This is a genomic window from Halovibrio variabilis (assembly GCF_007991175.1).
Classification (GTDB): Bacteria; Pseudomonadota; Gammaproteobacteria; order Pseudomonadales; family Halomonadaceae; genus Vreelandella; species Vreelandella variabilis.
Window position 1 is genome coordinate 176,820 of sequence record NZ_BJXV01000004.1, and the last position, 12,701, is coordinate 189,520.

Consider the following 12,701-nt stretch of genomic DNA (forward strand, 5'->3'; position numbering starts at 1 on the left):
TGTTAAGCCTAAATAACTTGAAAATAGCGCTTTTAAAACGCCAATAAAGTGGCAAATAATTGATTAAGAAAGTTTAAATATTCTAAAAAAACCTGTAAACTTTAGTATAAGATATTTCAACAACGCGGCAAAATCGGTAGTACCTGCGTCATTCTACAGCCAGCCAAACTGATACAATGACAATCTTTGCCATCTACCAACGGACATCAACGTGCCACTACGCGACCTGCTGCTCGGCCTGTTTGTGATCGCCATTTGGGCGCTGAATATTATTGTTATCAAGGTCGGTGTGGCGGAGCTGCCGCCGCTTATGATGACCACGCTGCGCTTTATGCTGGTCGCTGCATTGCTGGTGCCCTTCTACCCGGTGGCGCGGGCGCAGCTGCCATTTTTGCTGCTGTTATCGGTCACCTTTGGCAGCCTGCACTTCGCGCTGCTGTTTATCGGTTTGGGGCAGGCTGAAGCAGGCACGGGGGCAATACTGGTTCAGATGGGCACGCCCTTTGCCACGCTGTTGGCGGTGATATTTTTAAAAGAAAAACTGGGGCCAAAACGCATTGCGGGGCTGCTGCTCTCTTTTGCCGGGGTCGTCGTGCTGGCCGGAGGGCCAACGCTGCCCTCGCCGCTACCGCTGACGATTCTGTTGTGTAGCGCCATGGGCTGGGCGGTTTCCCAGCTATTGATCAAGCGCGGCCCGCCCCTTGCGCCGATGGCGCTGGCAGGCTGGATGGCACTGTTTGCGGTGCCTCAGGTAGCGCTGGGTTCATGGCTATTTGAAAGCGGTCAGTGGCAGGCAATACAGCAGGCAAGTTGGCTGGGCTGGGGAGCAGTGCTCTACACCGCGGTGATGTCGTCGATTGTTGCTTACGGGATTTGGTACGCGCTGTTGCGCCGTCACCCGGTTAATCGCGTGGTGCCCATGACGCTACTGGTACCGGTATTGGCGGTCGGCCTCGGCGCGCTGTTAATGGGCGACAGTCTCGGCTTTCATAAACTGATGGGCGGCGGCTTAGTGATCGCGGGCATTGCCCTGATTGTGATCAAGTTTCGCCGCCGCCCTCGCGCCGTTTAATCCGCCGGTTGGCAGAAACCGGCTTCTTCCGGGATCGATACGCAGTCGCCCACTTGGATGCCGCGCTCTTCAAAGTAGCCGCCGTTGACCTCCAGCGCTGCATGGTAAGCCGCGCCAGCCTTGTAGGAAGGGCAGTCACTCGGAGAAGAGGATTCGCAGGGTGGCATGGTATTAATCGCCACGATCCGACCCTCACCATTGATAAAGGCAACATCAAGAGGGATCAGCGTACGATACATCCAAAAGGCATTGCTGGCCGGCTGCTCGCTTTCAAAGCGAAACAGCATACCGCGCTTTTCTGGCAAGTTTTCGCGCTCCATCAAGCCGCGCCGACGCTGCGAAAACGTTTCGGCTACTTCGACTTCTAAGCGGTGAGGGCCGCTATCACTGTGAATAGTCAGCGACAGTGTCTGCATCTCGTTCGCCGCTGCCTGCCCCCAGGCAAATGAGCTGGGTAACGACATCGGCAGCAGCGCCGCCAGCGGTAACAGTAACGACGCCTTAAGCAGCGTGCGACGCGTGGGATCCATGCTTACTTCCTTTTATCATGCGCATCTGCGCGAACTCGGTGGCCTGGCAACAGGTAAATGCCGGCTGCCAGCAGCGAAACCTTCACCACGGCGCCGCTGGTTAACTGATTACGCCGTGCGGCATGGGTGGCGATATCGAAACGTAACATATCGCCGTGATTGACGCTTAGCGAAACTGACGTGATGCCGCCCAGCACGACGAGTTCGCTGACGGTAGCAACGATTGGGTTCTCCCGCTCGCCATGTGAAGGACGGCCGCGGCGGTGAAGCACAATATCGGAGGGCGGCAAGTACCAGGTGACTTTTTCGCCCAGCGGCAGATTATCTAGCCCATCGGCTACCTCTAAATAATGCTCGCCCCACTGTAGCCGACGCTTGCCGTCCGCATCCACTACTACCCCTTCAAACAGATTATGGCGGTCTAACAAGCGCGCTACCAGCGGCGATGCAGGGCGTTTAAACAGCGACTCGGGGGCATCTTGCTGCAAGCTTGCGCCGTTATGTAGTACGCAGATTTGGTCGGCCAGCGCGGCGGCTTCTTCCAGGTCGTGGGTCACCAGCACAATGGGAATATCGATCTGCTGGCGTAGTAGCGCTAACTCGCGCTGCAAGCGTCGCCGGGTGACTTGATCCACCGCCGAAAACGGTTCATCAAGTAACAGTACTTTGGGGTCGCGAGCCAAGGCGCGCGCCAGTGCCACTCGCTGGCGTTGGCCACCGGAAAGCGCATTCGGATAGCGCTCACCCAGCCCCTCTAACCGCACCTTGGCTAGCCACTGCTCGGCCTGTTCACTGCGCTGCGGTTGCGGCAAATGGCGCAGAGGAAGTTGAATATTTTGCGCGGCGGTTAGATGAGGAAATAGCGCGTAATCTTGAAACACCATGCCGACCTGCCTGCGCTGGGGCGGGAGTGAATGCTTACGCTCGGCATCAAACCAAACCTCGCCTGCGCACTCCACTCGACCGCCCTGGGGGCGATAAAGCCCGGCAATGGTGCGCAGCAGCGTGGTTTTCCCGCTACCGGACGGCCCGACCAGCGCCAGCAGCTCGCCGGGCTGGCACACAAACTCGGCGGCCAGTGGAATCGGCCCCGTTTGATCGACCGCCACGCGAAGCCCCATGACTCGCCCTGCGACACACGAATCAGCCACGTACCCACCGCCTGCGCCCGGCCAGCCCATAGACTAACCCCAAGGTAATAAACGATACCAACAGCAGCAGCGCCGACATCTGCGCGGCGCCCTGTTCATCAAACGCTTGAACGCGATCATAGATCGCAATGGCGAGGGTGCGGGTTTCGCCATCGATGGCGCCGCCCACCATTAAGATCACGCCAAATTCCCCCAGCGTATGGGCAAAGGTGAGTGCCGCCGCAGACATAATCCCTGGCCATACCAGCGGCAGCTCAATACGCAGCAGCGTTTGCCAGGGGCTCAAGCCACTGCACCAGGCCGCTTCCCGCAGGTTGTGGGGCACGTGCTCAAAGGCGCGCTGAATAGGTTGAATGGCAAACGGCAGATTGGCGATAAGGGAGGCCAGCAAGATGCCAGTAAAAGTGAAGTTCAGCCCGCGACCGGTCAGCTCCGCCCAAAAAGAGCCCACCGGTGCGTCGCGACCAAAACTCATCAGCAGATAAAAACCCAGTACGGTAGGCGGCAGCACCAGCGGTAACGCGACAAGCGCTTCGCACAAGCCTTTGCCGCGAAAGCGCGCGTAGGCAAGGGCGCGGCCTAGCCAAAGACTCAAGGGGATGAGAATCAGGCAGGTAAAACCCGCAAGGCGTAGCGAGACCGAGAGCGCCGACCAGTCCATTACGAACCATCCATTAAAAACCAGCCATTAAAAACCAGCCATTATTCGACGCTAAAGCCGTAGGTGCGCAAAATGGCTTGCCTTTCGTCTTCTTGCAGCCACTGATAGAAGGCGCTGGCGACCTCTCCCGCTTGGTTGGTCAGCACCATGCGCTGGCGTAGTGGGCTATGCCAAGCCTCAGGGATGAGTACGTACTCACTTCGCGCATTCAAAGCCGGTGCAAGCGCCAAAGAATAAGCCACTAAACCGCCCCGCGCATCGTCGGAAAGCGCAAACTGCGCCGCTTGTGAAACGTTTTCGCCAAATACCCGCAGCGGCTCGGTCTGCTCCCAAAGCCCAGCGTGTTCAAGCACCTGCTGCGCCGCGACCCCGTAAGGTGCATGTTCGGGATTAGCCAGGGCGATACGTTCACTGGCGCCACTTGCGTGAGCTTCCAGCGCGCTTTGCACTGCTGCCAGCGGCACATCCTCACCGGGCAGATCATCCCGCCCTGCCCGCTGCAGCCACACTAAACGCCCAATGGCATAGATCACGCCCTTGTCTTTGGTGTAGCCCTGTTCATAAAGCGCCTGGACGTAGCGTTCGTCAGCAGAGAGATAGAGCTCAAAAGGCGCGCCCTGGGCGATTTGGCGGCGAAAGTTGCCGGAAGAGCCAAAATTGAGCCGCAGGGCGTGGCCGGTTTCTTGCTCAAACCGCTCGGCGGCCTCAGGCAACGCAAACTGCAAATCAGAGGCCGCCGCCACAATAGGCGCCCCCGCCTGGGCAGGGGCGCCTATCAATAGCAGCCATGACACCAGCAGCCCGCCGGCTAGTTTAGCCTTGGCTAGGCTCAGCATATTGATCGGTAATCTCCATCACTTTCATGGTGTTGGTGCCGCCATGGGCATTCATGTGGTCACCGCGGGTAAGAATCACGTGATCGCCTGCTTTGGAGATACCGGTCTTCACTAACATCTCAAGCGCACGACCGTTAAGCTCGCTGGCCGTCATTTCAGAGGTATCGAACGGCAGCGAAACGACCCCACGGTAGAGCGCCATGCGGCGCTGGGCGATGGGATTGTGCGCCAAGCCCACGATCGGCAGGCCAGAACTAATGCGCGAGGCAATCAGCGGCGTGTAACCCGAAGAGGTCATGCAGGCAATCGCCGTGACGCCAGTCATGTGATTAGCAGCATACATGGCCGAAAGCGCAATGGTTTCGTCCGGGCGGGTAAAGCCTTCATGAATGCGGTGGCCGGATTCCTGGGCGGATTTTTCCCGCTCAGCGCCTAAACAAACCCGTGACATGGCTTCCACGGTTTCCAGCGGATAGTCGCCCGCGGCGGTTTCCGCTGAGAGCATGACCGCATCGCTGCCATCCAGCACCGCGTTGGCCACGTCAAACACTTCTGCCCGGGTAGGCAGCGGCGCCGAAATCATGCTTTCCATCATTTGCGTGGCGGTGATGACCGCGCGGTTAAGCGAGCGCGCCCGCTTAATCATGCGCTTTTGCACGCCGACCAGCTTGGCATCGCCAATTTCAACGCCTAGATCGCCCCGCGCCACCATAACCGCTTCGGAGGCTTCGATAATGCCGTCCAGGGTGGCGTCATCCGCCACGGCTTCGGCGCGCTCTACTTTAGCGACCAGGCCAATCTCTTTGCCTTCCTCGCCTAATAGCCGACGCGCTTCAAGCATATCGTCGGCGTGGCGCGGAAATGAAATGGCCAGATAGTCGACGCCGATTTCAACGGCGGTTTTGAGGTCAACTTTGTCTTTTTCAGTCAGCGCGGGCGCTGAGAGCCCACCGCCCTGCTTGTTGATGCCTTTGTGATTAGAGAGCTTGCCGCCCACGACCACGATGGTATGCACCTGCTGGCCTTCGACACGGGCCACGTCTAGCACTAGCCGGCCGTCGTCTAACAGAAGACGGTCACCGGCGGTGACGTCTTGCGACAAGGTTTTGTAGTCGCAGCCCACGTGGTGCACATCGCCCGCGTCACCATCGAGTTCCATATCCAGGATAAACGGCTGGCCCTCTTTGAGCACCACGGCGCCATCTCTAAACCGGGCAATACGAATCTTGGGGCCTTGCAGGTCGCCCAGAACGGCCACGCTGCGGCCTAGATTGGCGGCGATTTCACGCACCTCGGTTAACCGGCGGCGATGATCATCGGCGGTGCCGTGGGAGAAGTTCAGACGCACCACATCCACGCCCGCCTTGAGCATGGCTTCCAATACGCCTTCGCGGTCGCTGGCGGGCCCAAGGGTGGCGACAATTTTAGTACGACGGATTGAGGAGAAGTGCAGTGCGTTCATAAATTTCCAACCATGCAATTAGCGTGTAGTGACTTTATTAGGTCACTCTAGCTTATCAGGTTAACCCGCTCTACATGACAGCGGTGCAACATGATATGTACGTATTATTCCAACATCACGGTAATGGCTATTGGAAGCTCATCGCAGTTGTTACCGTCCCCGCCGCGATCCACCACTAAAAACTCGCCTTCGCGCTCCAGCACTGACTGAATCGCGTGCCAGGTGCCCGCGTGGTAGTTCACCCCCTGGCGGCCATCGGTCACAAAGGCGCGCACTTCGTCAGGGTTGACAACCTCTCCCGGCGGGGCGACCACAACAATAAAACGCTCCTGATGCAGCGGCATAAACGCCTGACTGCCCAGCGGATGCCGCTCTAAAAAGGTAAGCGTAAGCGGCAGGTTAACCGGCTGGCTGACGAAGATATTAATCAGCGTGCGGGCATTTTCGCCCAGGGTTTCCACCTTGGCCAAATCATGGTGGCGCTGGGTGCGCCCGGCATTAATGGGAAACGACGCGGAGGTACGCGCATCAATCACATCGCCAAAAGGGGCAAAGGCCTCAGCCGTTAACGGCTCGGCTTTTAGTTCTAGCATTATTGCGTCCTTCTAAAGTTCTTCATTACTCAGTGTGGCATGGCCCCTACCGGCCTGATAAATGCACCAGTGGGAGGCAGCTTTAGCTCGCGACCCTTTAAAACTGCCCGCCTGAAAAGCCGACATAGCCAATGTTAACGAGCACTAAGTCGAAGAGCAGCATGACGATTAACATCTTTATACAATAAATACCGGAACGGCCCTGGGCCAGCGGCGTAGCAGGCCTGGGGGCAGAAGGCGCGTAGCCACATAAAATCCCCTGCCTCTACTTCCACCCAGTTTTGATTCAAGTGGTAAACGGCTTTGCCCTCAAGCACGTAAAGGCCGTGCTCCATGACATGGGTCTCGTCAAAGGGGATTACGCCGCCGGGCTGAAAGGTCACGATATTAACGTGCATATCGTGGCGTACATCAGCCGGCTCAACAAAGCGCGTGGTGGCCCAGCGCCCTTCGGTGCCGGGCATTTCGATAGGCGCAATGTCCTGCTCGTTGGTGACGAACGCTTTGGGCACTTCAAGGCCTTCGACAAACTCATAGGCCTTGCGCACCCAATGGAAACTCACCAGCGCGGTGGATTCGTTGCGCACCTGCCAGTGGCTGCCGGGAGGAATAAACGCATAGCCGCCGGGCCGCACGGTGTGGCGCTCGCCAGCCAGGGTAAGCGTTAACTCACCCTCGACAATAAACAGCACGCCTTCTGCCTGGGGATCTGGCTCGGGCTTATCGCTACCGCCCTGGGGCTGAACTTCCATAATGTACTGGGAGAAGGTCTCGGCAAACCCCGACAGCGGCCGCGCCAGCACCCATAGCCGAGTGCCTTCCCAAAACGGCAGATTGCTGGTGACGATATCGCGCATCACACCTTTGGGAATCAGCGCGTACGCTTCGGTAAATACGGCACGATCAGCGGTAATTTGTGTTTGCGGCGGGTGCCCGCCGGTGGGGGCGTAGTAGCTAGGAGTGGTCATTGTTTTGCCTTTCATCGCGTGGGTGCCGGGTGGTGCTCCGCCCAATGGCGGGCGATATCCACTCGTCGGGCGACCCAAACGCGGTCATGGGTTTCGATGTAATCCAGGAAACGCTGCAGGGCGCGAAAACGCCCGGGGCGCCCCAATAAGCGGCAGTGCATACCGATGGAGAGCATTTTCGGCGCCTCCTCCCCTTCCTCGTAAAGCACATCAAAGGCGTCGCGCAGGTAGGTAAAGAAGTGATCCGCGGTGTTAAAACCTTGCGGGGCGGCAAAGCGCATATCGTTGCTATCCAAGGTATAAGGCACGATCAGATGGTTGTGGTCACTGCCCTGACTATCGGTCACCTGGGTCCAGAAAGGCAAGTCGTCACCGTAGTAATCGCTATCGTAAAGAAAACCGCCTTCATCCAGCACCAAGCGCCGGGTATTGGGGCTATCGCGGCCGGTGTACCAACCCTGAGGTTTTTCGCCGTAGAGGCGCTGAAAAATTTCCATGGCCTGCTGAAGATGTTTACGCTCCACGTGCTCGGGCACCTCCTGGTAGTGAATCCAGCGGTAGCCGTGGCAGGCAATCTCATGGCCTAACGCTTTAAATGCCTGGGCGACATCCGGGTTGCGCTCCAGCGCCATGGCCACGCCAAACACGGTTAACGGCAGGTCGCGCTTCTCAAACTCGCGCAGAATGCGCCATACCCCGGCGCGGGAGCCGTATTCATAGATCGACTCCATGCTCAAATGGCGATCAGGATAAGCCGGCGCGCCGATGATTTCCGATAGAAACTGCTCGGAGCCTGAGTCGCCATGCAGCACGCAGTTCTCGCCGCCCTCTTCGTAGTTGAGCACGAACTGGACCGCTATTTTGGCGTTGCCGGGCCAGTTGGCGTGGGGCGGGTTGCGCCCGTAACCGATTAAATCACGGGGATAGTGGCCCTTTGATGACGACATAGGTAGCTCCTTTATTCAGATCGCGGATAGCAAACAGACCAGCGATACAAAATTTATTTGTATACAAAATAGCGGCATTCGTGACCAGTCGCAACGCGGCTTATCGCTAATCCCCTGACACTCATGGCATTTCTCAGTTTAAATGGCGTTAAATCATTGAATCCTGAACAAATGGTCAAGTTTTTCAGCCCCCCTTTTTGTCATTTATTGCGCATTAGCCCCTTGCGCCGCTTAAAAAATCGCCTTATTTTTGTATACAAGAAAATTTATATTGTTTACATACGGATTTCTTATCGTGCATATACGCGTTATTAACCCTAATACCACGGCCTCCATGACCGCGGCTATGCGTCAAGCAGCGCAGCAACAGGCAGCCGAGGGCACCACGGTTAGCGCTTCGCAGCCCGACGCGGGTCCGGTGTCGATTGAAAGCCATTTTGATGAAGCCATCAGTGCAGTGGGGGTTGCCGAAGAGGTTCTGAAAGGTGAGCGCGAAGGCGGCATTGATGCTTATGTGGTGGCCTGCTTTGGCGACCCTGGTTTACTTGCTGCCCGGGAACTAACCCGTGCGCCGGTCATCGGCATTGCTGAAGCAGCCTTTCATCTGGCCACCTTAATCAGCACCCGCTTTTCCATCGTCACGTCTCTAGGCCGAACCGGCATTATCGCCGAGCATTTGCTTCAGCAGTATGGCTTTAGCCACCACTGCCGCCGTATCCGCGCCGCTGAAATCCCGGTGCTGGATCTTGAGCACCACCCTGAAGCGGCGTTTACCCGCATCGTCGAAGAGTGCTGCCGAGCCCGGGATGAAGACGGTATCGGCGCCATCGTTTTAGGCTGCGGCGGCATGGCTAACTTAACCCAGGAGATTAGCCACGAAGTGGGCCTGCCGGTAGTGGAAGGTGTCAGCGCCGCGCTGAAGCTGGCGGAATCCCTAGTCAGCCTGGGGCTGTATACCAGCAAGCACGGCGATCTCGCCTACCCCCTGCCGAAAGCGTTCACCGGTAAGTTTTCCGGGCTTTCTGATCTTGCGCTACCGCTTAAGTCATAACCGCTATAAAAAACAGTAACGACTCAAAGTACTTAATAATAAAAGATCAGCAACACGAACGTCCATTAGCACGCCAAGCCGCAAGCGTTGCCTGGGTATACAAAATACCCAAGCTGCCAATAAAACCGATAATCTTGCGAGGACGACATCATGAGCGTTTCAACCTCAGCTCTTGCACCAGAAGAACGGCCCGACAGCGGGTCAAAAGGACTAGGGGCTGAAAGCCTGGCCCCGCAGCAAACCCGAATTATGGGACGCAGCTCCTATTTTTTGGCGTGGTTCGGCGGCTGCGTTTCCATTGGCACCTTCGCCATGGGCTCAAGCGTGGTCGGCACTTTAAACCTGTTACAAGCAACCCTGGCCATCGCCATTGGCTGCTTTGTCATCGGCATTGCGCTGGCCATTAACGGGGCCGCAGGCTACAAGTACGGCATCCCCTTTATGGTGCAGGCGCGCAGCGCGTTTGGCTTTACCGGCACGCGATTGCCTGGGCTAGTGCGCGCGGTGCCTGCGGTAGTGTGGTATGGCTTTCAAAGCTGGATTGGCGCGGGGGCACTCAATATGGTGTCGGCCACCCTGTTCGGCTTCGACAACCTTATCTTCTACTTTATCACCTTCCAGTTTCTGCAAATCGGCCTGTCGGTGATGGGGTTCCAGGGCATCAAGTGGTTAGAGAATATCGGCAGCGCTTTTATCCTCGCCTCGCTGATGTACATGTTCTACGCCACGGTGCAACGCTATGGCGATGAGCTTTCCGCCAGCCTGCTGACCATGGAAGGTTCCTGGGGCATGCCCTTCTGGGGCGCGACCATGCTGTTCCTGGGCATCTACAGCACCATGATGCTTAACGTTAGCGACTACGCCCGCGAGCATAAAAAGGGCACCGCCCAAACCCTGCTGACTACCATTTACGCCATGTCGATTCTGCCCTGCACGCTGTTTATGGGTTTGATCGGCTATATGGTCTCCGAGGCCACTGGCACCGCCGATCCTATTCAGGTGTTCGCCAACGCCGTCGACAACACCCCGCTGCTAATGACCACGCTGATGTTCATCGCCTTTGCCCAGGTGACCACCAACGTGCTTAACAACGTGGTGCCGCCGACCTATGTGTTGATGGACGTGTTTAAGCTCAAATTCACACACGCCACGGTAATCGTCGGGCTGCTGGCCTTCGCCACCTTTCCCTGGAAGCTGGTACAGCCTGGCTCCGCGGCGGGCCTGCAGCTATTTGTGCAGACCTACTCCGCCTTTTTAGGCCCGATCTTCGCCATTCTGGTGGTGGACTATTATGTGATTCGCCGCCGCACGTTAGATATCAGCAAGCTGTATGACGCCAATGGCCCTTATCAAGGCGTGAACCTGGCCGCGTTCATTGCCACGGCGATAGGTATTGTGGCGGCGCTCTCTTTCTCGGCGATCTCATGGTACGCCAGCCTGATACCCGCAGGCCTCAGCTACTACTTGCTAATGAAGTACTGGGCTCCCTGCCAGCGCTTTAGCCAGTAATCCCATTTGCCAACCTGCGAGCCAATAAAATGAAAGAGAGCAACAACGTTAGTGATCTGGATATCAAGCACATTGATCCCACGCTGTATAACGAAGACCTTGCGCCGCTTAAACCCCAGGATCGTAACTGGGGCGCGTTTGAGATTTTTAACGTCTGGTCTAACGATATCCAGAGCCTGTTTGGCTACACCCTGGCCGCCTCGCTATTTTTAACCTACGGCCTGAACGGCTGGGCGGTGATGGCGGCGATTATTCTGGCCGGTGTGATCGTGATGTTTTTGGTCAATCTTAGCGGTAAACCCAGCGTAAAATACGGCATTCCCTTTCCGGTGATGGTGCGTGCCAGCATGGGGGTGCGCGGAGCGAACCTCCCCGCGATGCTGCGCGCCATTGTGGGGATTTTCTGGTACGGCGTGCAGACTTACTTCGCCTCTACAGCGGTCACGCTGTTGATTACTGCCTTTTATGGCGCAGGCGATGGCAGCACTTTTCTGGGGCTTTCCGGTGTGGCCTGGATGTCATTTGTGATTGTGTGGCTGTTTCAGATCGCGATTTTCTGGCAAGGCATCGAGCGCATTAAGCACTTCCTCAACTGGGCAGGCCCGCTGGTCTACGTAGTCATGCTGGTGCTGATGGTTATTGTCTGGTACCAGGCGGGAAGTGAGCTAATCCCCGCCATTGGCACCATTTTTAGCGGTGGCAGTGAAACCAGAGGAAGCTCAATCGCGGCCTTTATGGCGATTGTGGGCACCATGGTGGCGTATTTCGCGGCGGTGGTGATCAACTTCGGTGATTTCACCCGCTTTGTAAAAACCGAGCGCCAGATGAAGCTTGGCAACCTGTTGGGTTTACCGCTTAACGTGGCGTTCTTCTCGTTTATCGCGCTGATTATTACCGCAGGCACCCTGGTGCTGTTTGGCGAGGCGCTGACCAACCCCGCCGATATCGTTGAGCGGGTGGACTCACTACCACTCACGATTGTCGCTGCCCTCACCTTCTTTGCCGCCACGGTGGGCATCAACCTGGTCGCCAACTTTATTCCCCCCGCCTACGATCTGGCCAACCTGTTCCCCAGCAAAATCAGCTTCAAGATGGGTGGCCTGATTACCGCGGTGATCGCGTTCTTCGTGGGTGCGCTATGGCTTTCAGTGATCAGCCAGATCGGCGTACCCGGCTTTGTTAATGCGCTAGGCGCCGTCGTCGCGCCCTTCTACGGCATTATCGTGGTCGACTACTACCTGATTAAGCGCGAGAACCTCAACATGCAGGAGCTGTTTTCATCAGCACCAGGCAGCGCCTACTACTACGTAAACGGCTGGAACACCCGCGCCCTTATCGCCTTTGGCGGTGCGGCACTGTTCTCGCTCTCTACCGTATTAGTACCCGCGCTTTCAGCCCTTGGCGGCTTTGGCTGGATGATTGGCGCAGCGCTGGGCGGGTTGTTCTACTACGGGTTGATGCGTCAGTTTAAGGCTGCGCCTGCGTTGGCTTAGCAGAGTAGACAAAAGGGTCGTAACTAGCTGATTAGAAGTTCATACAAGCGCCATCGGTTTTTGCCGATGGCGCTTTTTTTGGGTCGCGGGCTGGCGCGGGCGATTTGGAACCTGCCAGCATCCTTCCATGGCGCTAGCAAGCAACGTATTTTTCGGTATCAAAACTCAGCGGAATGAGATATTTTCGATCTGTGGTGCGCGTTTTTCTGGTAGGCTCAAGGGGTAATGTGCTTATTTTTCTGAAAAGTATTTGATTAAAACATTCAAAAGCAACATGTTATAAAAAGGTTATATGTGTTTATGAGCAAGTTAAAAAGTGACCTGGAATGCTTATGCGCATGCGCAATTTTCTGGCGGCCTTTATCAGAATAAGTGAGTATTTCCATTTTACATCAGACACTTGTTGATTATTGGTGGTTTTGGCTTCC

General features: G+C 56.6%; 12 protein-coding genes. 4 read left to right on the forward strand and 8 right to left on the reverse strand.

Annotated features, from left to right (window positions below; translation table 11 throughout):
* Window positions 1-211 precede the first annotated feature (211 nt).
* Window positions 212-1,072, forward strand: coding sequence for a DMT family transporter (locus tag HVA01_RS05410; protein WP_146873664.1), 861 nt, complete (start codon window positions 212-214; stop codon window positions 1,070-1,072).
* Here the strand turns inward: HVA01_RS05410 and HVA01_RS05415 are convergent.
* The 8 genes from HVA01_RS05415 to puuE all read right to left on the reverse strand — a co-directional run bounded on the left by HVA01_RS05415 (window position 1,069) and on the right by puuE (window position 8,220).
* Window positions 1,069-1,602, reverse strand: a complete 534-nt coding sequence (locus HVA01_RS05415; RefSeq protein ID WP_146873666.1) for a DUF192 domain-containing protein — start codon at window positions 1,600-1,602, stop codon at window positions 1,069-1,071. The two genes, HVA01_RS05410 and HVA01_RS05415, sit on opposite strands and share 4 nt — an antisense overlap.
* Before the next feature lie 2 nt (window positions 1,603-1,604).
* Window positions 1,605-2,783: an ABC transporter ATP-binding protein gene (locus tag HVA01_RS05420; RefSeq protein WP_371860134.1), complete on the reverse strand. Its 1,179-nt coding sequence runs from the start codon at window positions 2,781-2,783 to the stop codon at window positions 1,605-1,607.
* On the reverse strand, window positions 2,746-3,414 hold the full coding sequence (gene modB, locus HVA01_RS05425; protein ID WP_146873668.1) for a molybdate ABC transporter permease subunit: 669 nt from the start codon (window positions 3,412-3,414) through the stop codon (window positions 2,746-2,748). Before modB ends, HVA01_RS05420 begins: the two co-directional genes overlap by 38 nt.
* 41 nt (window positions 3,415-3,455) lie before the next feature.
* Window positions 3,456-4,250 carry a molybdate ABC transporter substrate-binding protein gene (modA, locus tag HVA01_RS05430; RefSeq protein WP_146873670.1) on the reverse strand — a complete coding sequence of 265 codons (795 nt, stop codon included), beginning with the start codon at window positions 4,248-4,250 and terminating at the stop codon, window positions 3,456-3,458.
* Window positions 4,228-5,712 (reverse strand): pyruvate kinase, encoded by a 1,485-nt coding sequence (pyk, locus tag HVA01_RS05435; RefSeq protein ID WP_146873672.1) that lies wholly within the window; start codon window positions 5,710-5,712, stop codon window positions 4,228-4,230. Before pyk ends, modA begins: the two co-directional genes overlap by 23 nt.
* Window positions 5,713-5,816: 104 nt before the next feature.
* On the reverse strand, window positions 5,817-6,305 hold the full coding sequence (locus HVA01_RS05440) for an ureidoglycolate lyase (protein WP_146873674.1): 489 nt from the start codon (window positions 6,303-6,305) through the stop codon (window positions 5,817-5,819).
* 134 nt (window positions 6,306-6,439) lie between these two features.
* A complete protein-coding gene (locus tag HVA01_RS05445; RefSeq protein WP_146873676.1) occupies window positions 6,440-7,273 on the reverse strand; it encodes a bifunctional allantoicase/(S)-ureidoglycine aminohydrolase in 834 nt (277 codons plus the stop codon).
* An 11-nt stretch (window positions 7,274-7,284) separates the two neighbouring features.
* Complete coding sequence (gene puuE, locus HVA01_RS05450; protein WP_146873678.1) at window positions 7,285-8,220, reverse strand: allantoinase PuuE; 936 nt, start codon at window positions 8,218-8,220, stop codon at window positions 7,285-7,287.
* 295 nt (window positions 8,221-8,515) lie between these two features.
* On the opposite strand from puuE, the gene HVA01_RS05455 reads away from it, so the two are divergent.
* From HVA01_RS05455 to HVA01_RS05465, 3 genes are all read left to right on the forward strand, one after another.
* The gene (locus HVA01_RS05455) at window positions 8,516-9,271 is read left to right on the forward strand and encodes an aspartate/glutamate racemase family protein (protein WP_146873680.1); all 756 of its coding nucleotides are present in this window, start codon (window positions 8,516-8,518) and stop codon (window positions 9,269-9,271) included.
* A gap of 150 nt (window positions 9,272-9,421) precedes the next feature.
* The gene (locus tag HVA01_RS05460) at window positions 9,422-10,780 is read left to right on the forward strand and encodes an NCS1 family transporter (RefSeq protein WP_146873683.1); all 1,359 of its coding nucleotides are present in this window, start codon (window positions 9,422-9,424) and stop codon (window positions 10,778-10,780) included.
* A gap of 29 nt (window positions 10,781-10,809) precedes the next feature.
* Window positions 10,810-12,273: an NCS1 family nucleobase:cation symporter-1 gene (locus HVA01_RS05465; protein ID WP_146873685.1), complete on the forward strand. Its 1,464-nt coding sequence runs from the start codon at window positions 10,810-10,812 to the stop codon at window positions 12,271-12,273.
* Window positions 12,274-12,701 lie beyond the last annotated feature (428 nt).